General features: G+C 59.7%; 24 protein-coding genes. 22 read left to right on the forward strand and 2 right to left on the reverse strand.

Annotated elements, in window-relative coordinates; translation table 11 throughout:
* Positions 1 to 11: 11 nt before the first annotated feature.
* A complete protein-coding gene (locus ACTJKV_RS21180; RefSeq protein WP_112956943.1) occupies positions 12 to 797 on the forward strand; it encodes an SDR family oxidoreductase in 786 nt (261 codons plus the stop codon).
* A 62-nt stretch (positions 798 to 859) separates the two neighbouring features.
* On the forward strand, positions 860 to 2,092 hold the full coding sequence (locus tag ACTJKV_RS21185) for a styrene monooxygenase/indole monooxygenase family protein (protein ID WP_112957002.1): 1,233 nt from the start codon (positions 860 to 862) through the stop codon (positions 2,090 to 2,092).
* A gap of 40 nt (positions 2,093 to 2,132) precedes the next feature.
* Here the strand turns inward: ACTJKV_RS21185 and ACTJKV_RS21190 are convergent, their stop codons facing one another.
* On the reverse strand, positions 2,133 to 2,714 hold the full coding sequence (locus ACTJKV_RS21190; protein ID WP_112956944.1) for a winged helix DNA-binding protein: 582 nt from the start codon (positions 2,712 to 2,714) through the stop codon (positions 2,133 to 2,135).
* A 117-nt stretch (positions 2,715 to 2,831) separates the two neighbouring features.
* On the opposite strand from ACTJKV_RS21190, the gene ACTJKV_RS21195 reads away from it, so the two are divergent.
* The 13 genes from ACTJKV_RS21195 (at position 2,832) to ACTJKV_RS21255 (ending at position 15,366) form a co-directional block, all read left to right on the forward strand.
* Positions 2,832 to 3,956 carry an LLM class flavin-dependent oxidoreductase gene (locus tag ACTJKV_RS21195; RefSeq protein ID WP_112956945.1) on the forward strand — a complete coding sequence of 375 codons (1,125 nt, stop codon included), beginning with the start codon at positions 2,832 to 2,834 and terminating at the stop codon, positions 3,954 to 3,956.
* Positions 3,957 to 4,198: 242 nt separating this feature from the next.
* The gene (locus ACTJKV_RS21200) at positions 4,199 to 6,511 is read left to right on the forward strand and encodes a bifunctional salicylyl-CoA 5-hydroxylase/oxidoreductase (RefSeq protein ID WP_112956946.1); all 2,313 of its coding nucleotides are present in this window, start codon (positions 4,199 to 4,201) and stop codon (positions 6,509 to 6,511) included.
* Between the two features lie 7 nt (positions 6,512 to 6,518).
* On the forward strand, positions 6,519 to 7,307 hold the full coding sequence (locus ACTJKV_RS21205; RefSeq protein ID WP_440599418.1) for an SDR family NAD(P)-dependent oxidoreductase: 789 nt from the start codon (positions 6,519 to 6,521) through the stop codon (positions 7,305 to 7,307).
* Between the two features lie 18 nt (positions 7,308 to 7,325).
* Positions 7,326 to 7,745, forward strand: a complete 420-nt coding sequence (locus ACTJKV_RS21210) for an acyl-CoA thioesterase (RefSeq protein ID WP_153312830.1) — start codon at positions 7,326 to 7,328, stop codon at positions 7,743 to 7,745.
* Positions 7,738 to 8,133 (forward strand): RidA family protein, encoded by a 396-nt coding sequence (locus tag ACTJKV_RS21215; protein ID WP_062427683.1) that lies wholly within the window; start codon positions 7,738 to 7,740, stop codon positions 8,131 to 8,133. The genes ACTJKV_RS21210 and ACTJKV_RS21215 overlap by 8 nt, the downstream gene beginning before the upstream one ends.
* A gap of 28 nt (positions 8,134 to 8,161) precedes the next feature.
* Positions 8,162 to 8,587 carry a cupin domain-containing protein gene (locus ACTJKV_RS21220; protein WP_153312831.1) on the forward strand — a complete coding sequence of 142 codons (426 nt, stop codon included), beginning with the start codon at positions 8,162 to 8,164 and terminating at the stop codon, positions 8,585 to 8,587.
* On the forward strand, positions 8,587 to 9,435 hold the full coding sequence (locus ACTJKV_RS21225; protein WP_440599419.1) for a fumarylacetoacetate hydrolase family protein: 849 nt from the start codon (positions 8,587 to 8,589) through the stop codon (positions 9,433 to 9,435). Before ACTJKV_RS21220 ends, ACTJKV_RS21225 begins: the two co-directional genes overlap by 1 nt.
* A 3-nt stretch (positions 9,436 to 9,438) precedes the next feature.
* Complete coding sequence (locus ACTJKV_RS21230) at positions 9,439 to 10,221, forward strand: SDR family NAD(P)-dependent oxidoreductase (RefSeq protein WP_440599420.1); 783 nt, start codon at positions 9,439 to 9,441, stop codon at positions 10,219 to 10,221.
* A 214-nt stretch (positions 10,222 to 10,435) separates the two neighbouring features.
* Positions 10,436 to 11,074, forward strand: a complete 639-nt coding sequence (locus ACTJKV_RS21235; RefSeq protein ID WP_153312834.1) for an HAD family hydrolase — start codon at positions 10,436 to 10,438, stop codon at positions 11,072 to 11,074.
* A gap of 19 nt (positions 11,075 to 11,093) precedes the next feature.
* Positions 11,094 to 12,164, forward strand: a complete 1,071-nt coding sequence (locus tag ACTJKV_RS21240) for an ABC transporter ATP-binding protein (RefSeq protein ID WP_440599421.1) — start codon at positions 11,094 to 11,096, stop codon at positions 12,162 to 12,164.
* Between the two features lie 41 nt (positions 12,165 to 12,205).
* On the forward strand, positions 12,206 to 13,444 hold the full coding sequence (locus tag ACTJKV_RS21245) for an extracellular solute-binding protein (RefSeq protein ID WP_153312836.1): 1,239 nt from the start codon (positions 12,206 to 12,208) through the stop codon (positions 13,442 to 13,444).
* Between the two features lie 156 nt (positions 13,445 to 13,600).
* Positions 13,601 to 14,521, forward strand: coding sequence for a carbohydrate ABC transporter permease (locus ACTJKV_RS21250; protein WP_112956954.1), 921 nt, complete (start codon positions 13,601 to 13,603; stop codon positions 14,519 to 14,521).
* Positions 14,518 to 15,366, forward strand: a complete 849-nt coding sequence (locus tag ACTJKV_RS21255; RefSeq protein ID WP_153312837.1) for a carbohydrate ABC transporter permease — start codon at positions 14,518 to 14,520, stop codon at positions 15,364 to 15,366. Before ACTJKV_RS21250 ends, ACTJKV_RS21255 begins: the two co-directional genes overlap by 4 nt.
* Positions 15,367 to 15,372: 6 nt before the next feature.
* Here the strand turns inward: ACTJKV_RS21255 and ACTJKV_RS21260 are convergent, their stop codons facing one another.
* Entirely contained in the window at positions 15,373 to 16,221 is an 849-nt protein-coding gene (locus tag ACTJKV_RS21260; RefSeq protein ID WP_062597573.1) for a MurR/RpiR family transcriptional regulator, read from the reverse strand.
* Positions 16,222 to 16,340: 119 nt separating this feature from the next.
* Between ACTJKV_RS21260 and murA the strand changes: the two genes are divergently transcribed.
* The 7 genes from murA to ACTJKV_RS21295 all read left to right on the forward strand — a co-directional run bounded on the left by murA (position 16,341) and on the right by ACTJKV_RS21295 (position 24,669).
* Positions 16,341 to 17,597, forward strand: a complete 1,257-nt coding sequence (gene murA, locus ACTJKV_RS21265; protein ID WP_440599422.1) for a UDP-N-acetylglucosamine 1-carboxyvinyltransferase — start codon at positions 16,341 to 16,343, stop codon at positions 17,595 to 17,597.
* On the forward strand, positions 17,594 to 18,478 hold the full coding sequence (locus tag ACTJKV_RS21270; RefSeq protein WP_440599423.1) for a BadF/BadG/BcrA/BcrD ATPase family protein: 885 nt from the start codon (positions 17,594 to 17,596) through the stop codon (positions 18,476 to 18,478). The genes murA and ACTJKV_RS21270 overlap by 4 nt, the downstream gene beginning before the upstream one ends.
* Before the next feature lie 109 nt (positions 18,479 to 18,587).
* On the forward strand, positions 18,588 to 19,511 hold the full coding sequence (gene murQ, locus ACTJKV_RS21275) for an N-acetylmuramic acid 6-phosphate etherase (RefSeq protein WP_440599424.1): 924 nt from the start codon (positions 18,588 to 18,590) through the stop codon (positions 19,509 to 19,511).
* A 69-nt stretch (positions 19,512 to 19,580) separates the two neighbouring features.
* On the forward strand, positions 19,581 to 21,095 hold the full coding sequence (locus ACTJKV_RS21280) for an ABC transporter substrate-binding protein (protein WP_440599425.1): 1,515 nt from the start codon (positions 19,581 to 19,583) through the stop codon (positions 21,093 to 21,095).
* A 24-nt stretch (positions 21,096 to 21,119) separates the two neighbouring features.
* Positions 21,120 to 22,082, forward strand: coding sequence for an ABC transporter permease (locus ACTJKV_RS21285; RefSeq protein ID WP_113225921.1), 963 nt, complete (start codon positions 21,120 to 21,122; stop codon positions 22,080 to 22,082).
* The gene (locus tag ACTJKV_RS21290) at positions 22,079 to 22,921 is read left to right on the forward strand and encodes an ABC transporter permease (RefSeq protein ID WP_113225920.1); all 843 of its coding nucleotides are present in this window, start codon (positions 22,079 to 22,081) and stop codon (positions 22,919 to 22,921) included. The genes ACTJKV_RS21285 and ACTJKV_RS21290 overlap by 4 nt, the downstream gene beginning before the upstream one ends.
* On the forward strand, positions 22,918 to 24,669 hold the full coding sequence (locus tag ACTJKV_RS21295) for an ABC transporter ATP-binding protein (protein WP_440599426.1): 1,752 nt from the start codon (positions 22,918 to 22,920) through the stop codon (positions 24,667 to 24,669). The genes ACTJKV_RS21290 and ACTJKV_RS21295 overlap by 4 nt, the downstream gene beginning before the upstream one ends.
* Positions 24,670 to 24,679 lie beyond the last annotated feature (10 nt).

Consider the following 24,679-nt stretch of genomic DNA (forward strand, 5'->3'; position numbering starts at 1 on the left):
AGGAGACGACGATGCGCGGACTTCAAGGGAAAACTGTAATCATTTCCGGCGGCGCGACACTGATTGGCGAGGGCATTGCCAAGGTGCTGGCTGGCTACGGCCTATCGGTGGTGATTGCCGATATCAACGAAGAAGCCGGAAAAGCTGCGGCTGAGCGAGCCGGAGACAAAGTCCAGTTTATCCGTACAGACATCACCAGCGATGCCGATATCGGCACACTCGTCGACAAAACGGTTGAGGCCACCGGCCGCCTGGATTTTCTTGTCAATGTCGCCTGTACCTATCTCGACAATGGCGTCGAGACGACTCGCGCCGACTGGCTGAAAGCCTTCGACATCAATGTCGTCGGCTCGATCGCTCTGATGCAGGCCGCCCACAAGCACCTTGCCAAGAACAAGGGCGCCATCGTCAATTTCGGCTCAATCTCGTCCCACATCGCCCAGACCGGACGTTGGGTCTATCCGGTCTCCAAGGCCGCAATCCTGCAATTGACGCGCAACCAGGCGATGGATTTGGCGCCTGACGGCATTCGCGTCAACGCCGTCTCTCCCGGTTGGACCTGGAGCAATGTCATGGTCGAGCTGACCAAGAACACCCGCGAGAAGGCAGACAGTGTCGCCAAGGACTTCCACCTGCTTGGACGCACGGGAAGCCCGGAAGAAGTCGCGGAGGCGGTCGCCTTCCTCCTCTCCGACAATGCAAGCTTCATTACCGGAACCGATATTCGCGTCGATGGCGGCTACACTGCCATGGGACCGGAGCGCAACGAGCCAGCAATACCACGCCTCATGAATTGAGCCGCATCGAAGATCAACAAACGGGAACGTCACAGCAAAACTTGAGAACAGGGAGAATGAAAATGACGAAGAAGCGCAGCTTTACCATCGTCGGCGGCGGCCAATCCGGTCTGCAACTGGCCTGCGGCCTGCTGGATGCCGGTCACTCGGTGCACATCGTACAAAACCGAACAGCCGAAGAAATCGCCTCGGGGCGAGTTCTGTCCAGCCAGTGCATGTTCGATCAAGCCTTGCAAAACGAGCGGGAGCTCGGCCTCAACTTCTGGGGCGACAGTTGTCCAACCGTCGATTCGATCAACTTCGTGGTTCCGGCACCAGATGGCGGCAAGGCCATCGAGTGGAACGGCAAGCTGGACAGCAAGGCCCAAAGCGTCGATCAGCGCGTCAAGATTCCCCGTTGGCTCACCGAATTCGAGCATCGCGGCGGTCAATTGACCATTCACGATGCCGGGATCGACGATCTCGAAACCTACGCGAAGGAAAGCGATCTGGTGATCGTCGCGGCCGGCAAGGGGGATATCGCCAAGATGTTCGAGCGCGATCCACAACGCTCTCCCTATGACAAGCCGCAGCGCGCGCTGGCGCTAACCTATGTGAAGGGCATGGCACCGCGCCCCGGTCATTCGGCAGTCAATTTTAACCTCATTCCCGGTGTCGGCGAATACTTTACTTTCCCGGCACTGACGACCACCGGCCCGTGCGACATCATGGTGTTCGAAGGCCTTCCCGGCGGTCCGATGGATTGCTGGAAGGATGTAAACTCCCCGGATGCGCATCTCGAAAAGTCGAAGTGGATTCTCGACACCTTCCTGCCTTGGGAAGCGGAGCGCTGCACCGATGTCTCCCTGACCGATGACAATGGACGTCTGGCAGGTGCTTTTGCGCCAACCGTGCGCAAGCCCATCGGTAAACTGCCATCGGGCGCCACTGTTCTCGGTCTGGCGGATGCCGTCTGCCTCAATGACCCGATTACAGGCCAAGGCTCGAACAACGCGGCGAAGGCGGCCAAATACTACATGGACGCGATCCTGGCTCATGGCGACAAGCCGTTCGACGATGCCTTCAAGCAGGCGACATTTGAAGCCTATTGGAGCTATGCGCAGTATGTTGTCGGCTGGACCAATGCATTGCTCGCACCGCCACCGCCGCATGTGCTCAACATCATGGGCTCGGCTCAGGCCTTCCCCGCTTTGGCAAAGCGCATCGCCAACGGCTTCAACGATCCGCGCGATTTCTTCCCATGGTTCGCCGTGCCGGAAGAAGCGGACGCCTATCTCACAAAGCTTGCAGCCTAACCCTTTCACGACTTGGGAGGCCGCGCATCCGTGCGGCCTGTCATTCTTCCAGAGGCTCTTTCGGTAAGCGACGGTGGGTTGCGGCGCTCAGCGCCGCATGCTCGTAGATGCCGGTCATCAGATCGAGCGTCGTGGTGGCGTCTTCGAGACGGTGGCGCAACTCCGGCACCGATTGAACCGCCTTTGCCAGCAGCGAGGCGCGCACATCCGCGTAGCGATCGGTAACGAGCTTGCCCTTCTCCGTCACGCTGTAGACGACGCCCGACCTCCCGCTACCACTCTTTTGCACCAGACCGGCACCGATCAGCTTGCGAAGGCTGTATTGCATATTGGGAATGTCGTCCCGGTTTGCCAGCCGTGCGAGGTCCTTGATCGATTTGGGACGTTCATTCATGCGGATGATATGCAGCATGGCGTTTTCCGTACCGCTCACGGCAAGGTCGACGACCGAACCCAAACACTCCGCCTGCCAGCGTCCGAAGGCTTCAAAGGCGCGCATGAGCGCGAACTCGGCCTCTGCCAAATCGACTTCCACAGGCGTTCGCGCCAGATGCCAACGCCGGTCCAATGCTTCATCATTGTCGGGATTGTGGTGCTCGTCGCCGTTTTTCTGCTTGCTCATCGGTGTCGTTGCTCTGCTCGCATTTCCGCTTTTGTGATCTCTCGATTGCCCATTGACAAGCTTGAGGTTTAAAATAGACTTTCTATCGTAAATTCTATTAAAAAATGGGAACCAACCATGACGGAGAACTCAATGTTCGCCGCCGGGCAGTTTTTGCTTGGCACTTTCGCATCCAATTGTTCGGGCGGCATGTCTGTCACCAAAGTGCCGGAGCGTTGGACGAACAGCTGGGACAACAATCTGAAACTCGCCCGCCTGCTGGATGACGCCGGCATCGACTTCATGCTGCCGATCGCACGCTGGATCGGTTATGGCGGCGAGACAAATTTTCACGGCAACGTGCTGGAGACGATGACCTGGGCTGCCGGATTGCTGGCCAGCACACGCAACATCAACGTCTTCGCCACCATTCATACCGCCGCCAATCATCCGGCTGTCGTGGCAAAGCAGATCGCCACCATCGACCAGATCAGCAATGGCCGCATCGGGCTAAACATCGTCGCCGGGTGGAATCAGCCGGAATACGAGGCGCTGGGGCTTAATCTTCCCGCCGATCATGAGAGCCGCTACGCCTATGCCGACGAATGGTTCGATGTGGTCAAATCACTTTGGCAGAAAGAAGTGGCGTTCGATTACGACGGCGCTTTCTTCCACATGAAGAACATCCTTGGCGATCCCCGCCCTTCCCACAAGGTGCCGATCCTGAATGCCGCAGGCTCCGGACAGGGCCGAGACTTTGCGCTGCGCAATGCCGATTTCCTCTTCACCCCGGCAATCGATCTCAGCCGCTCCGCCGCGGAGATTGCGGAGTTGAAGGCAAAGGGTGCGGAAGCCGGCCGTAATACCGGCGTCCTGACCTTCTCACACGTCGTCTGCCGTCCGACCGAAAAGGAGGCGACCGACTATCTGCAGCATTTCGGCAAGGACAATGCCGACTGGGGCGCGGTGGATAATCTGGTGAAGCTGCAATTTGCCCACGCCCATTCCTTCCCACACGATCTTCTGGCACTCATCAGAGATCGCATGGCCGCCGGCCATGGTGGTTTCCCGCTGGTCGGAACCCCGCAACAGGTAGCAGAGGGACTGGTCTCGCTGCACAAGGCTGGCTTTGCCGGGACGACGCTCTCCTTCGTCGATTACGTCGAGGAATTCCCATACTTCCGGGATGCCGTTCTACCGCTTTTGGAGCAGGCAGGCATTCGTGTGCCCGTCGCAAGACAGCACGCCGCTCTTGCAAGCTGAAGCTCTCATCGCTTGCAGCCTCTTGCATTAAAAACAAAGCATTAGCGGGCCTGTGGTGAAAGCTTTGAGCCCACGAACCCTAATTTCCAAAGGTCGCAGGCACCACCCCTGCGACTATTTATTTTAAGTCTAAAATAAATTTCGATATATGCATCTGCATACTTGACAGTCCTGATATCGAAAATTAGTTTAATCTTCAAATAAGAGCACATGACGGTGCACCCAAAGCCACGGAGGGTTACATGCGTATCGTTTGTATCGGTGGAGGTCCTGCGGGGCTTTATTTCAGCCTGCTGATGAAGAAACTGCATCCCGAGCATCATATCCGCGTCGTCGAGCGCAACCGCCCCTATGACACATTCGGCTGGGGCGTCGTCTTCTCCGACCAGACCATGGCGTCCATGCAGACGTGGGACAAGGAAAGCGCTGACGAAATCCAGCAGGCGTTCAACCACTGGGACGACATCGAGGTGCTCTTCAAAGGCACGCGCCAGCGCACCACTGGCCACGGCTTTGTCGGCATCGGCCGCAAGAAGCTTCTCAACATTCTCCAGAGCCGCTGTGAGGCGCTCGGCGTCGAACTCATTTTCGAGACCGATGCGGGCGGCGACCAGGATTTTCCGGACGCCGATCTGATCATCGCCTCCGACGGCTTCAACTCCAAGGTTCGCAACCGCTATCCGGACGTTTTCGAGCCGGATCTCGTCAAGCGCCCGAACCGCTACATTTGGCTTGGCACCAACAAGCTGTTCGACGCCTTCACCTTCGACTTCCGCAAGACCGATCGCGGCTGGTTCCAGGCGCATATCTACAAGTTCGATGAGAATACCTCGACCTTCATCGTCGAAACCACCGAGAAGGCTTACGAGGACCATGGCCTCGGCCAGATGACCCAACAGGAATCGATCGATTTCTGTCAGAACCTCTTTGCTGAGACGCTTGAAGGCGCGGAGCTGATGACCAATGCGCGCCATATGGTCGGTTCCGCCTGGTTGAACTTCAACCGGCTGATCTGCGGCAAGTGGAGCCACTTCAACGGCAACTCCCATGTGGTGCTGATGGGCGACGCCGCTCACACCGCGCATTTCGCCATCGGCTCTGGCACGAAGCTTGCGATCGATGATGCAATCGAGCTTGCCAACCAGTTCAACAAGGCTGGCCACGGCAAGGACAGCATCGCCGATGTGCTGAAGACCTATGAAGACATCCGCCGCGTCGACGTGGCCCGCATCCAGAATGCCGCCCGAAACGCCATGGAATGGTTCGAAGTCGTCGGCGATCGCTACGCCGATACGCTCCCGCCGGAACAATTCATGTATTCGATGCTGACCCGCTCGCAGCGTATCAGCCACGAGAACCTGCGTCTGCGCGACAAGGAATGGCTCGAGGGTTACGAGCACTGGTTCGCCCGTCACTCGGGCCTCGCCGTCAAGGAGAATGAGCGCTGCCTGCCGCCAATGTTCACACCCTATACATCCCGCGGCACGACGCTACCAAACCGCATCGTTGTCTCTCCCATGGCAATGTATTCGGCGACAGACGGTCTACTCGACGATTTCCATATGGTGCATCTTGGCGCCCGCGCGCTTGGCGGTGCCGGTCTGGTCTTTGCTGAAATGACCTGCGTCTCTCCGGATGCCCGCATTACCCCCGGTTGCCTTGGGCTGTGGAACGACGAGCAGACGAAGGGCTGGAAGCGCTTTGTCGATTTCGTCCACACCAATAGCGCCGCCAAGGTCGGCATCCAGCTTGGTCATGCAGGACGCAAGGGCGCAACCGAACGGGCGTGGGATGGTATCGATCAGCCTCTGGAGGAAGGCGGGTGGCCGCTTCTCTCCGCCTCGGCGATCCCATACTTGAAACACAGCGTCGTTCCGAAGGCCATGGACCGCGCCGATATGGACCGGGTAAAGGCCGATTTCGTGGCCGCCACGCGGCGTGCAGCGGAAGCCGGCGCCGACTGGCTGGAATTCCACGCAGCCCACGGCTACCTGATCTCCTCCTTCCTGTCGCCGCTGACCAACCGGCGCGAGGATGAGTACGGCGGATCTTACGAAAACCGTGCTCGCTACCCGCTGGAAGTTTTCGCCGCCGTGCGTGAAGCCTGGCCGGAAGACAAGCCGATCTCGGTTCGCCTGTCCTGCCATGACTGGACGGAAGGTGGAAATACGCCGGAAGATGCCGCGATCTTCGCCAGGATGTTCAAGGACGCAGGCGCAGACCTGATCGACTGCTCATCGGGCCAGGTCTGGAAAGAGGAAAAGCCGGTCTATGGACGCCTGTTCCAGACGCCCTTCTCCGACAAGATCCGCAACGAGATCGGCATTCCAACCATTGCCGTCGGCGCCATTTCCGAGGCCGATCACGCCAACTCCATCATCTCCGCAGGCCGTGCCGATCTCTGCGCCGTGGCGCGTCCTCATCTGGCCGATCCCGCCTGGGCTCTCCACGAGGCGGCGAAGATTGGCCTGAAAAACGTGCCTTGGCCGAAACAGTACATGTCCGGCAAGTTCCAGTATGAGGCGAACCTCGAACGCGCCAGCGCGGGCAAGTGAGAGCGCCATGCTAGATGCTCTCCCCCTTGAAGGGCGGCACGCGCTCGTCACCGGTGCCGGAAGCGGCATCGGTGCTGCCATCGCCCGCACGCTGGCGATGGCCGGGGCCAATGTGACGCTCGCCGGTCGCCGCCGCGAGCCGCTGGAAGCGGTGGCTGCCGAGATCGGAAGCCAGGCCCTGGTCCTCGACGGTTTCGACGTGACGAAGACCGAAGCGATTGCGGACGGTCTTGAGAAGGCACGTCAGACCTTTGGTACCGTCTCCATTCTCGTTAACAATGCCGGCGAAGCGCCAAGCGCGCCTTTCGAGAAGACGTCGTCCGATATGTGGGGCCACGTTATTTCGGTCGATTTGACGGGTGTGTTCAACGTGACCCAAGCCGTGCTGCCCGACCTTAAGGTCCATGGCGAGGGAGCGCGCATCATCAACATCGCCTCGACTGCTGGGCTGACGGGTTATGCCTATGTTTCCGCCTACTGCGCCGCCAAGCATGGCGTGGTCGGCCTGACGCGGGCTCTGGCGCTGGAACTGTCGAAGAAGGGCGTAACGGTCAACGCCGTCTGCCCCGGCTTTACCGATACACCGATCATCCAGCAGTCGCTCGACACCATCATGCAGAAGACCGGGCGCAGCCGCGAGGAAGCGCTGGCGGAATTCACCAGGTCCAACCCGCAAGGCCGGTTGATCCAGCCGCAGGAAGTCGCGGACGCCACGCTGTGGCTTGCCTCACCTTCAGCGGGTTCCGTCACCGGCCAGGCAATCGCCATTGCCGGCGGTGAAGTCATGGCAGGCTAAACGGAGTTCAAGACGAAAATGCCCTTTACCCATTCCAAACCCATGCGCTTTGGCGACTGCGACCTCACGGGGATTGCCTATCATCCGGCCTATCTCTCCATGCTCGTCGACGTGAACGAGGCGATGTTCGCTTCCTTCGGCGTCACCTGGAAGGAACTGATGTTCGAGCGCAAACTCGGACTGCCGACGGTGACCATGAACCTCGAGTTCAAGAAGCCCGCCGTCTATGGCGACACGCTCGATTTTGCCGTGCATGTGCGCTCGATCGGCCGGGCCTCGCTCGATCTCGAAACCGTCGTCACCGTGCGTGGCGACATCATCTGGTCGGTCAAGCAGAGGATCGTGATGACCTCGCTCGAAGACCACAAATCCCATCCCTGGCCTGACGACGTGCGCGCAGGTCTCACACGTTATCTGGAGCCAAGACATGATGCATGAAATCATCCAGCCGGACGGCTGGGCAAAGCCGATCGGTTACTCGAACGGGATCAGCGCGCGCGGTCGCATTGTACAGGTCGGCGGTCAGATCGGTTGGGACGAGCATTGCCAGTTTCACTCGGACGACTTCGTCGAACAGGTGCGCCAGACGCTTCTCAATATCGTCAGCGTGCTGAAGGCAGCGGATGCGAAGCCTGAGCATCTGATCCAGATGACCTGGTACTTCACCGATCGCGTTTCCTACAAATCACGCATGAAGGAAATCGGCGCGATCTACCGCGAGATCATCGGCCGTCACTTTCCGCCGATGGCGGCAGTCCAGGTGGTGTCCTTGATGGAAGACCGCGCCAAGATCGAAATCCAGGCGCTGGCCGTCGTTCCCGATTGATTGAAATCTGCAGAGGAGGAGAGATTCCATGACCAGCACCATCAGACCCTTCATCACCCGCAAGGGCCAGGAAGACACCGGAACCGGCCAATCCGGCGGCTGCGTGCGCATTTCAGGTGTCAGCCCGCAGCACACGCCAGCCACCAAGATCTGGTTCGGCAAGGTCTCCAATGAGCCGGGTTATCGCTCCTATCCGCACCATCACGGCGAAGCGGAGACTGGCGGTTATGTGCTGAAGGGCAAGGCGCGCATCTATTTCGGCGAGAACTGGAAAGACTATCTCGACATGGAGGAAGGCGACTTCATCTTCGTGCCGCCGAACTGGCCGCATATCGAAGTCAACATGTCGACGACGGAAGAGCTGGTGTGGCTGACAACCCGCACGCCGGACAACATCGTCGTCAACCTGCCGGATGTGGACGATTCCGTTCTCGAAGGTTTCAGGAGAGTCTGATGAAACTATTGCGATACGGCCCCGCAGGCGCCGAGAAGCCAGCCCTTGTGGCGAAGGACGGCTCGATCCGCGATCTTTCCGGCGTCATTGCCGACTTCAACGGCGAGGCCCTCTCCGACGCCGGTCTCGCGCGGCTCGCTGCAATCGACCCGATGACGCTACCAGAGGTCTCGGTCGAGCGCATCGGTGCCTGCGTGCCGCGTCCGGGCAAGTTCATCTGCGTCGGTCTCAACTATGCCGACCACGCGAAAGAAACCGGCAAGGCACCGCCGGACGAACCGATCCTGTTCATGAAGGCGGCCTCGGCAGTCGTCGGTCCGAACGACGATGTCGAAATTCCGCGCGGATCGAAGAAGGCCGATTGGGAGGTCGAGCTTGGCGTCGTCATCGGCACGCGGGCGAAATATGTGAGCGAAGTGGATGCGCTGAACCATGTCGCTGGCTATTGCGTGGTCAATGATGTGTCCGAGCGTGCCTTCCAGTCCGAGCGCGGCGGCCAGTGGACCAAGGGCAAGAGCCACGACACGTTTGGCCCGACAGGCCCTTGGCTGGTCACTCGCGACGAGCTGGCCGACCCTCAAAACCTCGCACTGTGGCTGGATGTGGACGGCGTACGCCGGCAGACGGGCAACACGAATACGATGATCTTCGGCGTCGCCCATCTCGTCAGCTATATCAGCCAGTTCATGACGCTGGAGCCCGGCGACGTGATCGCCACCGGCACGCCGCCGGGTGTTGGCATGGGTATCAAGCCAGAACCCGTCTTCCTGAAGCATGGTCAAGTCATGACGCTCGGGATCGAAGGTCTGGGTGAGCAGCGGCAGCAAACCGTAGAAGCGAGGGACTGAGCCATGACCGATCTTTCAGGACGTCTTGCCATCATCACCGGTGGCGCTCGCGGACAGGGCGAGGCTGAAGCCCGCCTCTTCGCCTCCAAGGGTGCCGCCGTCATCATCGCCGATGTGCTGGCCGAGGAAGGTCGTGCGCTCGCGGAAGCCCTACAGAGGGAAGGCCGCGAGGCCCGCTTCATCTATCTCGACGTGACAGACCCGACCAGTTGGGCGGGCGTCGTTGCGCTTGCAACCGAGTGGAAAGGTCGCATCGATATTCTCGTCAACAATGCCGGCATCATCAACCGCACCATCGTCGAAACCACCAGCCTGGAAGCATGGGAGCGCGTGCTGAAGGTCAACCTCACAGGCGCCTTCCTCGGCATTCAGGCGGTCACGGAATTGATGGCGAAATCCGGCGGCGGATCCATCGTCAACATCTCATCCAATAGTGGCTTTTCCGGCCATTATGATCCCGCCTATACGGCAAGCAAATGGGGCCTGCGCGGGCTTACCCGCAGCGCTGCCATGGAACTGACGCCCAAAGCCATCCGCGTCAACGCCGTCTGCCCCGGCCTCGTCGTTACGGGTCTGAACGCCAACAGCCCTCACCTGAAACCGATGATCGACATGACGCCGATGAAGCGCAGCGGCAAGCCGGAAGAGATCGCCGAACTGGTGCTCTTCCTGGCGTCTGACGCCTCAAGCTTCATTACCGGCGAAGACTTTGTCATTGACGGCGGCTTCACGGCGGGTGCGGCCTATCGCAAGGTGGCGTCCCAGACCGGGATATTCGACCAATAGTTCTCAATCCGAGGGACTGATCACCTGCAACGCCGGCATGGGTACTGCCCACTGCCGGCGATGCCGTTTCTGGCGATCAAGAAAAATATTTTATTCTGATTTTTAACGAAATTAGGAATTGATAATTCCCGCCGCTTTTGCCAATGTGGAGCCCGTAGAAGGGCGTAGCGCGTTTTCCTTCGCATTATAGGGTTGTTCCTGCGGAGAATATGTGGTGGTCAAGCCGGATAGACACAGCGACGACAAGCTTATCGTCTTCGATGTCGGCGGAGTCTTCATCGAACTGAATATCGAGAGGCGCCGCGCTGCGCTCGAAGCGGGTGGGCTCTGGTCGTCGACCGCTCAAGCGAATGCGGACCTGTTTCACCTCAACATGCAGTTCCGCCTGGGACAGATCGGCGAAGATGACTATCTGGCTCGCGCGTCCGAGATTTACGGACTGACCGCTGAACAGGTATCGCAAGCGGAAACCGCGCTTCTCGAAGGCGTTTTCACCGGGATGGTGGATTACGCCCGCACCCTGAAATCCAGCCATCGCGTTGTCTGTCTGTCGAACACGCAGGCCATTCATTGGCGCCACATCATCGAGACCATGCTCGGGGTCGATCTCTTCGATGCCTGCTACCTCTCCCATGAGATGGGCATGGAGAAGCCGGGCGAGGAGATTTACCTGGCGGTTCAGCGCCGCGAACATGTTTCGCCCGAGCAGATCGTCTTTATCGACGACACGCTGGAAAACATCGAGACATCGCGCAGGCTCGGCTGGCACAGCATTCACCATCTGGATGCGGCGACGACGATCGCGGCGATAGACGAAGCGATCGCCGATACGCCGCCAAGCGGCACGTCCTGAGCGAAATGGAGATCTGACCTTGGCTCAACTGTCACTGCGCGGCATCAAGAAGCGTTTCAAGTCCGTCGAGGTTCTCCATGGCATCGATCTGGATGTGAAAGACCGCGAACTGATCGTCTTCGTCGGGCCGTCCGGTTGCGGCAAATCGACCCTTCTTCGCCTGATCGCCGGCCTTGATCCGATCACCGATGGCGAATTCCGGCTGAATGACAAGCGCATGAACGAGATCGCGCCATCACGACGTGGGATCGCCATGGTGTTCCAGTCCTACGCGCTTTACCCGCATATGAATGTCTATGAGAACATGGCCTTCGGTGCGCGCCTTATGGGCCTCAGCAAGGCGGAAGTCGAAGCGCGTATCGGCGAAGCCACCCGCATGTTGCGGCTGGAAGCCCTGCTGGAGCGCAAGCCCCGCGAGCTGTCCGGCGGACAGCGACAGCGCGTTGCCATCGGCCGGGCACTGGTGCGCAAACCGCAGCTTCTCCTGCTGGACGAACCGCTCTCCAACCTCGATGCTGCACTCCGCTCCGAGGTGCGGCTTGAGATTGCTCGTCTGCACCGGGAGATTGGTGGAACGACGATCTATGTGACCCACGACCAGGTCGAGGCCATGACGCTTGCCGATCGCATCGTGGTGATGAATGGCGGCCGGATCGAGCAGTTCGGTTCCCCGCGGGAGCTTTACGAGACGCCAGCCAACGTCTTTGTTGCCAACTTCATCGGCTCGCCAAGCATGGCGATGCTGACTGTCGAACGCGACGGCGACCTGCTCACTGCACCCGGTATCGGCCAGGTCTCATTGCCTCGTCTGCCATCGTCGCCAGTGCGAGAGCTGTTGATGGGTGTGCGGCCGGACGGCATGTCGATTTCGTCGGGCACGCGCCAGGACGGTTTTGCTGCGAAGGTCGTCTACACCGAATATCTCGGCGATAGCGCCTACGTTTATGTGCGGATGGGGGATGGCGCACCTGTCTCGGTAAGGTGCGGGCCGGATACGCAATATGCGCCTGACACCCCGGTCACCATCAGCGTCGAGCCTGAGAAAGTCCATTACTTCAGCCGTGAAACATCGCAACGACTTGCGGTGTGATCGAATAAATCGCGTAAACCAAGAAAGAAGGAGAGGAACAGATGAAACGATTTTTACTGGGAGCGGCGATTGCCTGCAGCACCATCCTGTCGGCCAGCGCAACCTTCGCAGCAGACCTGACCTTCTGGACCTGGCGCCAGGAAGATAAGGCCGAATATGAAAAATTCTTCGCCGATTTCAACAAGGCCAACCCGGATGTTACGGTCAAGTTCGAGGCCTTCGAAGCAACGAGCTACAACACCGTCCTTTCCACCGCGCTCGCCGGCGGCAAGGGTCCGGATCTGATGATGACCCGCACCTATGGCGGCATTGAAAGCCTGGCGGGTGCTGGCTACCTGATGCCGCTGGACGATACGAAGATCCCTGCACTGAAGGGCTTCTCGGAACCGGCTCTTGCCTCCGCAACGATGCGCTCAGACAAGACGCTCTATGCCGTTCCGGCCGCAAGCCAGACCATGCTCGTCATCTACAACACCGAGATTTTCGAGAAGAACGGCATCACCGAACCCAAGAGCTGGGACGAGTTCGTTGCGGCTTGCGAGAAGCTGAAGGCAGCGGGCGTGATGCCGTTTGCCAATGGCACGGCAACCGGCTGGCAGAACGAGACCATCGTCTCCGCCCTCACCTCGTCCATCATGGGCAAGGCCTTCTACGCCGATCTGATGGCGGGCAAGACCGATTTCAACGACAAGCGCTATGTCGAAGCTCTGACCAAGCTCAAGGAAATCTCGCATTACTTTCCCGATGGCTTTGTCGGCCTGGACTACGCTTCCGCGCAGCAATTGTTTACATCCGGCATGGCCGGCATGTTTGCCGGTGGCTCTTTCGAGCTTGCCAACTTCGCCAAACAGAATCCGGATCTGAAGATGGGTGTCTTCGCCGCCCCCGGCCTGAAGGCGGAAGATGAGAAGCTGGTCGGTCTTTTCTACGACTCCGGCTTCGGCGGCAATGCCAAGCCGAAAGACCCGCAAGCGGTGCTGAAGTTCCTCAACTACGTTTCCAGCAAGGACTTCGGACAGGCCTTCGCCAACGGGCTGAACAACGTTTCTGCCGTTCCAGGCGTCACCTTCGATAATCCTCTGCTGGCCGAAGTCGCCGCGCTCAACAAGGATTCGATCCCCTATATGACGCTCGTGAACTTCCGCTACGGGGAACCGACGGGCTCGAACCTGATCCAGGCGGGCGTTTCGAAGATGCTGAACGGACAGGTGACGCCTGCCGAAGTCGGCAAATCGATGACCGATGGTCTCGCGGCCTGGTACGCGCCGTTCAAGAAGTGACCGGGCGTCACAGCCAGACTGAAAACCGTTTGGCCTGTGACGTTTCGCACGGATCGAGAGCACGCCGGTGAACCGCCTTTACCGCCGATGCTCTCGCGAGGCCGCTCCTCATCGGAGCGGCCCACTCCACCGATCTATGGCCGTTGGGATAGTTTGATGATGTCCAGCAAGTTGACAGGCAGAAGACTTTGGATTGCGGCCCTTGTGGTCCCGCCGATCGCCTTCATGTGCCTGTTTCTCGTCTATCCGATCCTGTCGGCCTTCGCCTATGCCTTCTATGAATGGCGAGGCCTGGTCCGCGGCGACTTCGTCTGGTTCGACAATTTCCACCGCGTGCTCTTCGAGTACCCCTTCTCCGAACGCACCATCAACGCCTTCAAGCACAATATCTTCGTCTTCTTCGCACTGATGGTGCTTCAAAACGGCGTCGGCTTCATCCTTGCCTACTGCCTGTGGCGCGAACTTTGGGGCGCGCGCTTCCACCGTATTGCCGTTTTTCTACCGGTGGTGCTTTCCACCGTCATCGTTGGCCTTCTGTGGAAGCTCTTCTACCATCCACTCTTTGGCGCAGTGAATGCCAGTCTGAGGGCCGTCGGGCTCGGCAGTCTCGCCCAGCCCTGGCTCGGCCAGGATTCCACGGCATTGACGGCCATCGTCGTTGCCAATGCCTGGCACATGGTCGGCTTTCCGACGCTGGTCTTCCTCGCCGGGATGCAGCGCATACCGTCCGAAATTCTCGATGCCGTGCGCATGGAGACCGAAAGCGAATGGGTGAAGATGAGCAAGATCGTCTGGCCGCTGGTTGCTCCTTCGGCGACCGTCGTCTTCACCCTGCTCTTCGTCGGTGCCTTCAACTGGTTTGAGCTGCCCTTCATCATGGCCGGTGTGGACGGCAATCCGCATGAGGCAACGGATGTGCTCGGGCTTTACTTCTACCGCACCGCCTTCGGCAGCATGTCCGCGTCCGCCGAAAACTTCGGGCCCGGCAGCGCGCTTGCGGTGCTGATCTTCCTGTTCATCGCCGTGGTCTCAAGCGTCATTACAGTCAGACTGCGCAGACGGGAGATCCAGCTATGAGGAAGGGGATCGACCGCGGCAGCTTCCGCACCTATGGCTGGGATGGCCTGATCCAGATCCTGCTCATCGGCAACAGCATCGTCATGCTGACGCCGATCGTCATCATGTTCTTTTCAGCCTTCAAGACCAACGCACAGATCTTCCAGTCCCCGTTCTCCATTCCCGATTTCACCAATGTCAAAAGCCTTCTTCGCGTGTGGAACGAGACGGACTTCCTGCTCTATATGAGCAATTCGCTCATCGTCACGGCAAGCTCGATTGCGCTCATCCTCATTCTGGGCACGATGGCGGCCTATGCCATCGCCCGTTACGAGTTCCGAGGCGCCGGCTTCATTCTTCTGTTCTTTCTGGCGGGGCTGACCTTGCCGCTGAAACTTGCCATCATTCCGCTCTTCATCCAGATGCGGGATTTCGGGCTGATCGACTCGCGGCTGTCGCTGATCTTCATCTATGTCGCCACCGGGCTGCCGACGACTGTCTTCATCCTCACCGGCTTCATCCGCAGCCTGCCGAACGAGCTGGAGGATGCCGCCCGCATGGACGGCGCCAATGAAGCGCGCATCATGTGGTCCATCATGCTGCCACTGGTGCGCCCGGCCATGGTGATCGCAGCGATCCAGAACGTCGTGCCGATCTGGAACGACTTCTTCTTCCCGCTGATTTTCATTCAGAACAACAATCTGAAGACCCTGCCCCAAGGACTGACCGCCTTCATGGGCGAATTCGGCACGGATTGGGGCGTGTTGTTTTCCGGGCTGACGCTTTCGGCATTGCCGATCATCATTCTCTACATCGCGCTGTCGCGGCAGTTCATCAACGGCATGACGGCAGGCGCGATCAAGTAGCCACGGTCAAGACTTGAGAACGGAGACCGCGGCCTCGCTGGCATGAATGGCGTCATTGGCGCCGGGAATCTTGGCGATCAACAGCAGGAAGACCAGATCGCAGATGGCAAGTTGCGCATCACGCGAGGTTATGGCGGAAGAGCGCACACGCTCCTCATCCGCCACGGTATGAAGCGTGATATCGGCGATCTGGCTCAGACGATTGCCATGAAGACCCGTCAGGGTGACGACCGTGGCGCCGCCTTTTTTCGCCAGTTCCGCCAGTCGGATCGTCTCGTTGGTACTGCCGGAGTGAGAGATGGCGAAGAGCACATCGCGATTGTTGAGCGAGGCGGCATTGGCCATCTGCACATGCGGATCGCGATCCATCAGCGCCACCAATCCGAGCTTCAAGAGCTTGTAGGAAAAGTCGCGGGCAACGAGCGAAGAAGCGCCGATGCCGGCGAGATGGATGCGCCTTGCCGACGCCAGTGCGGAGACCGCCGCGGTGACCGCGTCTTCGGCATTCACCTCCATCGTCTGTTGCATGGCGGAGACCTTACTCGCAACCAGCTTCTGCTGGATGGTGACGAAGTTATCGCCCGCATCGATCGTCCCGTGGATCATGCCGGACGGAACACGCCATTCCTGCGCCTTGGCCTTGGTCACGGCAAGTTTCAGCTGCTGATAGCCGTCATAGCCGATCTTCTGCGAGAATTTCACGACGCTGGACTGGCTGCGGCCGGTTGCTGCAGCAAGTTCGGCAGACGAAAGCTGCACCATGCGATCGGGATCATCGACGATGAACTGGCCGATCTGGCGCTCGGCATCCGTCATGAATTCCAACTTCGCCTGGATCACCTTCAAGACGGACATGGCGTTCCCCCGATCGGAATAAGATATTCGTAAATCAAAAATTCTCTGGAATATTATAGCGCTTATCTTATGATTGGCTATCCAGATTTCAGCATCAGTTTTGACCCGGAAGGTCTTTTATGGATGAGCTGCATATCACCGGCGGAACGAGGCTTGATGGCGCGGTTCCGATCGCCGGCGCCAAGAACGCGGCCCTGCCGCAAATCGCTGCCGCCCTCCTCTCTCCGCATCCGCTCGAGCTGACGAACCTGCCCAAGGTATCGGATGTCGACAACATGCTGCGAATCATCTCGCTCTACGGCGCGGAGGTTCAGCGGAACGCTGGCGGCACCGTCATCAACGCGCAGAATGTAACGCCGGGCGAAGTCGACTACGAGACCGTGCGCAAGATGCGCGCCTCGATTCTGGTGCTGGCGCCGCTCCTTGCCCGCTTCGGCTCGGCGCGGGTATCGCTGCCCGGCGGCTGCGCCATTGGCGCGCGCCCCGTCGATATGCATCTCAAGGTACTGTCCGCCCTTGGCGCGACGATTGGCGTGGAAGGAGGCTATATCGTCGCCAACGCCTCGGACGGATTGAAAGGTGCGCGCGTCGTTCTGCCCGGCCCGTCCGTTGGTGCCAGTGAGACCGCATTGATGGCGGCGTGCTGTGCAACCGGCGAAACGGAAATCCTCAATGCGGCGCGCGAACCGGAAGTGATCGATCTCGTCGCCTGCCTTTCTTCCATGGGCGCGGAGATTGAAGGCGCTGGCACGCATCGGCTCCTGGTCAAGGGCAGCACGAACTGGCGTGCCGCGAGCCATCACGCCATTGCGGACCGCGTCGAAGCCGGCACCTATGCGGCAGCGGCGATGATCACGGGTGGGCGCATCGAACTCGTCAACGCGCGGATGGAACATCTTTCATCGGTTCTACAGGTGCTGGAAAGCATGGGCGCCACCGTCTGGCCCGGAGATCGTGGCGTCGTGGTCGAAGGTCATGGGCGGATCAAGCCTGCCGATTTCACCACCGAACCCTACCCAGGCTTCCCGACGGATTTGCAGGCGCAGTTCATGGCGATGGCCTCGATTGCCGAGGGTGCCAGCGTCATCCGCGAAACCATCTTCGAGAACCGCTTCATGCATGTGCCGGAACTATCGCGGCTCGGTGCCAATATTGCGCTCAACGGCTCCGTCGCCACAGTCCGGGGGCAGCCATCTCTCAAGGGTGCACCGGTGATGGCGACCGATCTGCGCGCATCCGTGTGCCTCGTGCTGGCGGCGCTTGCAGCGCAAGGTGAAACCATCATCAAGCGCGTCTATCATCTTGATCGCGGGTATGAGCAACTGGATCGCAAGCTGGCTCAGTGCGGCGCCAACATTCGTCGCGTGTCGCTATGACGAAGCCGCTTAGCGACCAGACACTTTATCTCGGCGTCGATGGCGGCGGCACGGGCTGCCGGGCGAGGATCGTCGATGAGGATGGTCACGTGATCGGGCAAGGATTGTCAGGCCCGGCCACGACGCGCCTCGGGGTGCCCAATGCCTGGGCATCGGTGCTGCGGGCCTGGACGGGTGCAGCCGAAGAGGCCGGCCTTGATCCTTCCCGCGCGCCGAATGTTACGGCAGGCATCGGCATTGCCGGCCTTACGCGTGCGGGCTCGCGCGAGCAGTTGGAAGCCCTGCCCCATCCGTTCGGCAATATCTGCTTCACCTCCGACGGTGCCGCCGCCTGCCTTGGCGCGCATTCCGGTCACGATGGCGGCATCGTGATCGCCGGCACCGGCTCGATCGGGCTGGCACTGGTCGGTGGCGAGGAAAAGCGCGCTGGCGGCTACGGCTTTCCGATCTCCGATGAAGGCAGCGGTGCGGATATGGGATTGAAGGCGATCCAATCCGCCCTTCTCGCCTTTGACGGACGCCGGGAAAGGACCGCTTTGCTCTCCGAGGTTCTCAACCGCTTCGACAACCTGCCCGCCAATATCGTCGGCTGGATGGACAAAGCAACCGCCACGGATTACGCGACGCTCGCTCCACTGGTCCTGCGTCATGCCGATCAGGGAGACCCTGCCGCCCGCCAGATCGTCCAATCTGGTGCTGGCCATATCGATGGGTTGGTTCGCCGCCTGATCGAGTATGGCGCACCGGGTGTCACCCTGCTCGGCGGCCTCTCCGGACCGCTGGAGCCCTGGCTTGCGCCCGACGTGCGAAAACGCTTGAAACCCGCAGATGGCGACGCCGTCGCTGGTGCGATCATCCTGGCAAAACGCCTGTCGTCCTGAAAGCAACCCGAGCGGATATCGTGCCGCAAAGAAAGGAATAATATATTCCAATATTAATTGACAGACGGAATATACGATCGTAGTCTGTTAAAAAATCGAGTGAGGATCCATGTCGCACCTGCACCTGATGGCGGAACTTGAGCAGCTGGTTTCTGAAGCTCGAAACCCAAATTCCATGTCGATCGACCTGCTGCCAACAGAAGAGATCCTGCGGGTCATGAACCGGGACGATGCGTTCGTGCCAGGGGCAGTCGCCAAAGTCATTCCGCAGATTGCAGAGGCCGTGGAGGAGATCGTTCGCGCCTTCCGCAGCGGTGGACGCTTGATTTACATCGGCGCGGGCACCAGCGCGCGTCTTGGCGTCCTTGATGCATCCGAATGCCCTCCCACCTTTTCCGTGCCGGAAGGCATGGTGGTCGGTCTGATTGCCGGTGGTCCACGCGCCATTCTGCATGCAGTGGAAGGCGCCGAAGATGATGTGGAGGAAGGCAAGCGCAATCTTGCGGAGATCAATCTCTCCGCCAACGATGTGGTGGTCGGCATCGCGGTGAGCGGACGCACCCCTTATGTTGTCGGCGCGCTGACCTATGCACAATCCATTGGCGCAAAGACCGTGTCTTTGACCTGCAACCCGCATTCAACGCTGGCCGACATCGCAGATATCGCCATCTCGCCGGTCGTGGGGCCGGAAGTGGTCACAGGCTCGACACGGCTCAAATCCGGCACGGCCCAGAAGCTCGTCTTGAACATGCTGACGACCGCCAGCATGATCCGTATCGGCAAGACCTATGAGAACCTGATGGTCGATTTGACCATCAGCAATCAGAAGCTTCGCGCCCGCGCCATCCGCATCATCATGGAAGCAACCGGGTGCTCGGCGGAAATTGCAGAAGATCAACTGACGGTGAGCGGCAACAATGTGAAGCTCGCCATCCTGATGATCCTGAGCGGGCTGAACCGGGAAGAAGCCGAGGCGGCACTGGTTCGTCATGACGGCTTTTTACGCAAGGCACTGACTGAAAAAACCGATTGAACGCGAGACGTGCTGCATACCCGGCGTTCGAAAAAGAGACGGGATCAGCCAACCAGAGGGAGAATAAGCATGACGATGATCGCTCGAAAATGGCTGGCTTGTGCGGCAATCGCCGGAAGCCTGCTGACGGCTACCGCCGCACCCGGTTTCGCAGCCACCTTGAAGATGGCATGGGCGCAGGATGCGACGGGCCTTGACCCGCACAAGCAGACGGCCTTTTCCTCCATCCGCCTGCTTGAACTGATCTATGAACCTCTGGTTCGTCTGGATGGCGATCTCAAGGTCGTGCCAGCACTTGCGAAAGAATGGACCTTCTCGCCCGACGCCAAGACGCTGACCTTCAAGCTAGACCCAGCTGCCAAGTTTCACAATGGTGCTGCCGTCACCTCCGCCGACGTGAAGGCTTCCTTCGAGCGCATTCTCGACCAGGCAACGGGTGCTGCGGCACGCGCGAATTATCTTTCGATTGCCAGCATCGATACGCCGGACGCAGCGACGGTGGTCTTCAATCTGTCGCAGCCTGATGTTCCGCTTTTGACCGCCATGGGCAGCATCAATGCGGCGATCGTTCCTGCTTCCGAAATCACCTCGGGCAAGATCGGTACGGCTGCAGTCGGCAGCGGCCCGTTCAAGCTGGAAAGCTGGGAGCCGAACCAGAAGGAAGTCCTTAAAGCCAATGCCGAATGGGCTGGCGGCAAGGTGGGTATCGATGGCATCGACATCAACGTGTTGCCGGATGAGAACGCCATTCTTGCAGCACTACGCGCGAAAAAGGTCGATTTCGCCCTGTTGAACGACCCCCTGGTCGCAACGCTTGTGCCGAAGGTTGCCGGGCTGACGCTGAACCGCAAGCCGGTTCTCTCCTATCACGCGCTGCAACTGAACGCGTCGCGCAAGCCGATGACGGAGCTTGCGGTGCGGCAGGCGATTTCCTGCGCTATCGACCGCCAGGATGTTCTCGATACGGCTCTGCTCGGCGAAGGCGAAGTCACCGGACCGCTGACCATGCCGCTCTATCGCTCGGACCCGAACAGCCTCTTCTGCTACAAGAAGGACCTGGAGAAAGCCAAGAAGCTGATGGCCGACGCAGGGCTGAAGGATGGCTTCTCGGCAACCGTGATTGCCGCAACGGGCGAACCGCCGACGGCGGCTGCCGAAGCTCAGGTCATTCAGTCGCAGTTGAAGGAAATCGGCATCAATCTCGATATCAAGATGATGGAACTCAATGTCTATGTCGACACCTGGCTGAAGGGCGATTTTGACATGGCCATTGCGCTGAATGGTGGCCGGGCCGACCCCTACACCATGTATAACCGCTACTGGACGAAAGCCGGTAACCTTCAGAAGGTCGCCCACTATATTGACGACACGCTGGACGACCTGATGCAGAAGGGTCGCGTCGAAACCGATGTCGCCAAGCGCAAGGAAATCTTCGCCGCTTTCGACAAGCATCTCGCCGAAGTCTCGCCATGGATCTGGCTCTACACCGGCTATTCCTATACGGCGCAGCAGCAGAATGTCGAAAACTTCGTGGCAACCCCGGATGGCTCTCTCTTCGGCCTGTCCAAGGTCACCGTTAAGTAATGCGTGCATGAGGCGGATGACGACATGACCTATCTGCTACGACGTCTTGTGACATTCCCGCTGGTAATGCTGGGTGTCTCCGTTCTGGTGTTCGTCGCCATCCGCCTCGTTCCCGGTGACTCCATCACCGCCATGCTCGGCACCGAGGCGGGCTTGTTGACGCCGGAGCAGAAGCAGGCGCTATCGGCCTATTTCGGTATCGACCAGGGTTGGCTCGTCCAGTATGGCCGCTGGCTTTCCGGCGTTATCACAGGAAATCTTGGTCTCTCGGTCACCTATGGCAAGCCGGTTCTCGAGGTCATTCTCCAGCGTTTCCCCCTGACGCTGGAACTCGCCTGCCTTTCCGTGGTGATCGCTCTTGTTCTCGGCCTGCCGCTCGGCGTCTTCGCGGCAACCCGCGCGGGCCGCGGCTCGGATCTCAGCGTTCGGATCTTCGCCATGATCGGGCAATCCACGCCAAGCTTCGTCTTTGGCCTCGGCATCATCTACATCCTTTCGGGAGGCTTCGGCATTCTGCCAGCCATGGGCGATTACGTGCCCTTCACGCAGGATCCGATCGCCAACCTCTCGCAGCTGTTTTTCCCGGCGCTGACGCTTGGACTTTCCTTTACCGCCTCCGTCACGCGCATTTCCCGTTCGGCGATGCTCGATGTCTTGAGCGACGATTATGTGCGGACCGCGCGCAGCAAAGGTGTCGCGCGCCGCAACGTCATCTGGCGGCATGCCCTGCCCAACGCCCTCATTCCCGTCATCACGCTCTGCGGTGTCGAGTTCGGCTATCTGCTTGGCGGCGCGGTGCTGGTCGAACAGATCTTTGCGCTTCCCGGCCTCGGCCGCATGACTCTCGAAGCCATCCTGCAGCGTGACTACGCGCTCGTGCAGGGTGCCGTGCTGTTCGTCGCGTTGAACTTCATGATCGTCAACCTCATCGTCGATCTCGCCTATGTCGCGCTCGATCCGCGCATTCGCTTGGGGAGCCGGTCATGACCCCCCTGCTTTCCCGGCTGTTGCGTCACCCGAGCGGTTGCGTCGGCGCGGCCATCGTCCTTACCTACCTATTGCTGGCTCTTGCCGCCTGGCTCGGACTGACGCCCTATGACCCGCTGCAGCAGTTCCGCATCGACCGCCTGCAAGGCCCAAGCGCCGCTCACTGGATGGGCACCGACATGTTCGGGCGCGATGTGCTCAGCCGGTTGATGATCGGCATCGGTCAATCCTTCCTCGTCGCCTTTTCCTCCGTCGGCATCGCCGCCGTGATCGGCACGGTTCTGGGGCTCACCGCCGCATGGGTCGGCCGCCTGTGGGATGGTGTGGTCATGCGGCTTATGGATATTCTGCTCGCCTTCCCGGCCATCCTGCTTGCCCTGCTGTTCATCACCGTCGTCGGCCCCGGCACCTTCACCAGCATTCTCGCTATTGCCTTCGTCTACACGCCAATCTTCACACGCGTGGTGCGCGGACCGGCACTGTCGATCAAGGCGCGTGATTTCGTCGATGCGGCACGCACCTTCGGCAGTTCTACCTCCTACATCCTCACCCGCCATCTGATGCTCAATCTGGTAGCGCCACTGACCGTACAGGTAACACTGGCATTGGCATGGTCGCTTCTCACCGAATCGGGCTTGAGTTTCCTCGGCCTTGGCACACAGCCACCGAACTCCTCGCTCGGCCTGATGCTAGCAGATAGCATCAACCTGATGGAAATGGCGCCGTGGCTGCTGATCTTCCCGGGTCTCGCCGTCATGCTCGGCATTCTCGGCTTCAACCTTCTGGGCGATGCGTTGCGCGATCTGCTCGATCCGCGCATGCGACGGGTGGCATCATGACTGAGCTTCTTTCTGTTCAAAATCTGAGCGTCGGCTTTGGTCGCGGCAAAGCCATAAAGCCGATCGTGGACGGCGTGACCTTCACGCTCGATGCGGGCGAAACGCTTGCGATCGTCGGCGAAAGCGGATCGGGAAAATCGGTCACCGCGCTCTCGATCAACCGCCTCATCGACTACAGCGGCGGCAGGATCACCACTGGTCGGATCGATCTGTCGCTTGCAGATGGAAAGAAGCTGGATCTCGCCACTCTGGACACTGGGCGCATGGAGCGTATCCGCGGGTCGGAGATCGGCATGATCTTTCAGGAGCCGATGACCTCGCTCAATCCGGTTCTCACCATCGGCAAGCAGATCGAGGAAGTCTTTCGCCTGCAAGGCAAGGGCGGGACTGAGGCGCGTGCCGAGACACTCCGCGCGCTCGACCGGATGCGCATTCCCGACGCAGCGAGACGCCTGGACTACTATCCGCACCAGCTTTCGGGCGGAATGTTGCAGCGGGTAATGATCGCTATGGCGCTTGCAGCCTCCCCTCGCCTTCTCATTGCCGATGAGCCGACCACCGCACTGGATGTGTCTGTTCAGGCGCAGATCATGGCGCTCCTCGCCGAGCTTCAGCGCGAGACCGGCACCGGCCTGATCTTTATCACCCATGATCTCGGGCTGGTTGCCGGTATCGCCGACCGCGTGCTCGTCATGCAGTCTGGAAAGGTAGTCGAACAGGGAAAAGCCGACGATATTCTCGATCGTCCGCAGCACAGCTACACACAACACCTGCTGAACGCCGTGCCGCATTTTGCCAACGGTCAGCATGTCCGCGACGACGCGCCGCGACTGAAATACGCGTATGAGCCCGCCGTCCTTGCGGTCAAGGAGTTGACCGTACGCTTCCCCACGACGACGGGGCTCTTACGCAGACCCGCCGGCGCAATCCATGCGGTGGAAGCTGTAGATTTCGAGATATGCCGGGGCGAGACTCTGGCGGTTGTTGGAGAAAGCGGATCGGGCAAATCGACCACTGCCCGAGCTCTTCTCGGTCTGGTCAAGACCACACGAGGCTCTTTTACAACGCAATCGTCCGAGTCGATGACGGCGCAGAAGCCGATGCAGATGGTGTTCCAGAACCCCTATGCTTCGCTCAATCCGCGTCTCGATGTGCAAAGCCTTTTGGCCGAGCCCGTCATTGCAGCGGGCATCCGGATCGACGGACAAATCACGTCGCGCATGACAGCGCTTCTCGATCGCGTTGGCCTTCCATCCGATAGCCTCACCCGCTACCCACACGAGTTTTCCGGTGGCCAGCGCCAGCGCCTTTGCATCGCCCGCGCGCTGATGCTCGATCCCTCCATTCTCGTGCTGGACGAGGCAGTGTCGGCGCTCGATGTGTCCGTCCAAGCTCGCGTTCTCGATCTTCTGATCGACCTGCAAAAGGAGAGCGATCTTGCCTATCTCTTCGTCTCTCACGACATGGCTGTGGTCGAACGCATCGCCCACCGCGTGGCCGTTCTCTATGCAGGCCAAATCGTCGAAATCGGCGACGCCCGCTCCGTCTTGTCGAATCCCCAACACAGCTATACCAAGAAGCTGATTGCTGCGGTGCCGACCATGGAACGGCGGCGCGAGAGGTATGAGTTGAACACCGAGGCCATGCCGACATTGCTACGTCCCGAGGGCTTCGAGCCGCAGCCCTCACGCTGGGAACATTTTGGCGCAGACCACCGCGTGAAGCTTGAAATGGCGGCAGCCAACTGAGGGGGAAGAT

It is taken from the genome of Agrobacterium sp. 22117 (assembly GCF_052045735.1).
GTDB lineage: Bacteria > Pseudomonadota > Alphaproteobacteria > Rhizobiales > Rhizobiaceae > Agrobacterium > Agrobacterium cavarae.

Excerpts from the sequence above, each read along its gene's own strand:
- ACTJKV_RS21230 (WP_440599420.1), top strand. The coding sequence starts at position 9,439 with ATGACCGATCTTTCAGGACGTCTTGCCATCATCACCGGTGGCGCTCGC.
- ACTJKV_RS21210 (WP_153312830.1), top strand. The coding sequence starts at position 7,326 with ATGCCCTTTACCCATTCCAAACCCATGCGCTTTGGCGACTGCGACCTC.
- ACTJKV_RS21180 (WP_112956943.1), top strand. The coding sequence starts at position 12 with ATGCGCGGACTTCAAGGGAAAACTGTAATCATTTCCGGCGGCGCGACA.
- ACTJKV_RS21185 (WP_112957002.1), top strand. The coding sequence starts at position 860 with ATGACGAAGAAGCGCAGCTTTACCATCGTCGGCGGCGGCCAATCCGGT.
- ACTJKV_RS21250 (WP_112956954.1), top strand. The coding sequence starts at position 13,601 with ATGATGTCCAGCAAGTTGACAGGCAGAAGACTTTGGATTGCGGCCCTT.
- ACTJKV_RS21255 (WP_153312837.1), top strand. The coding sequence starts at position 14,518 with ATGAGGAAGGGGATCGACCGCGGCAGCTTCCGCACCTATGGCTGGGAT.
- ACTJKV_RS21200 (WP_112956946.1), top strand. The coding sequence starts at position 4,199 with ATGCGTATCGTTTGTATCGGTGGAGGTCCTGCGGGGCTTTATTTCAGC.
- ACTJKV_RS21190 (WP_112956944.1), bottom strand. The coding sequence starts at position 2,714 with ATGAGCAAGCAGAAAAACGGCGACGAGCACCACAATCCCGACAATGAT.
- ACTJKV_RS21205 (WP_440599418.1), top strand. The coding sequence starts at position 6,519 with ATGCTAGATGCTCTCCCCCTTGAAGGGCGGCACGCGCTCGTCACCGGT.
- ACTJKV_RS21260 (WP_062597573.1), bottom strand. The coding sequence starts at position 16,221 with ATGTCCGTCTTGAAGGTGATCCAGGCGAAGTTGGAATTCATGACGGAT.
- ACTJKV_RS21285 (WP_113225921.1), top strand. The coding sequence starts at position 21,120 with ATGACCTATCTGCTACGACGTCTTGTGACATTCCCGCTGGTAATGCTG.
- ACTJKV_RS21215 (WP_062427683.1), top strand. The coding sequence starts at position 7,738 with ATGCATGAAATCATCCAGCCGGACGGCTGGGCAAAGCCGATCGGTTAC.
- ACTJKV_RS21295 (WP_440599426.1), top strand. The coding sequence starts at position 22,918 with ATGACTGAGCTTCTTTCTGTTCAAAATCTGAGCGTCGGCTTTGGTCGC.
- ACTJKV_RS21195 (WP_112956945.1), top strand. The coding sequence starts at position 2,832 with ATGACGGAGAACTCAATGTTCGCCGCCGGGCAGTTTTTGCTTGGCACT.
- murQ (WP_440599424.1), top strand. The coding sequence starts at position 18,588 with ATGTCGCACCTGCACCTGATGGCGGAACTTGAGCAGCTGGTTTCTGAA.
- ACTJKV_RS21280 (WP_440599425.1), top strand. The coding sequence starts at position 19,581 with ATGACGATGATCGCTCGAAAATGGCTGGCTTGTGCGGCAATCGCCGGA.
- ACTJKV_RS21290 (WP_113225920.1), top strand. The coding sequence starts at position 22,079 with ATGACCCCCCTGCTTTCCCGGCTGTTGCGTCACCCGAGCGGTTGCGTC.
- ACTJKV_RS21220 (WP_153312831.1), top strand. The coding sequence starts at position 8,162 with ATGACCAGCACCATCAGACCCTTCATCACCCGCAAGGGCCAGGAAGAC.
- ACTJKV_RS21245 (WP_153312836.1), top strand. The coding sequence starts at position 12,206 with ATGAAACGATTTTTACTGGGAGCGGCGATTGCCTGCAGCACCATCCTG.
- murA (WP_440599422.1), top strand. The coding sequence starts at position 16,341 with ATGGATGAGCTGCATATCACCGGCGGAACGAGGCTTGATGGCGCGGTT.
- ACTJKV_RS21225 (WP_440599419.1), top strand. The coding sequence starts at position 8,587 with ATGAAACTATTGCGATACGGCCCCGCAGGCGCCGAGAAGCCAGCCCTT.
- ACTJKV_RS21270 (WP_440599423.1), top strand. The coding sequence starts at position 17,594 with ATGACGAAGCCGCTTAGCGACCAGACACTTTATCTCGGCGTCGATGGC.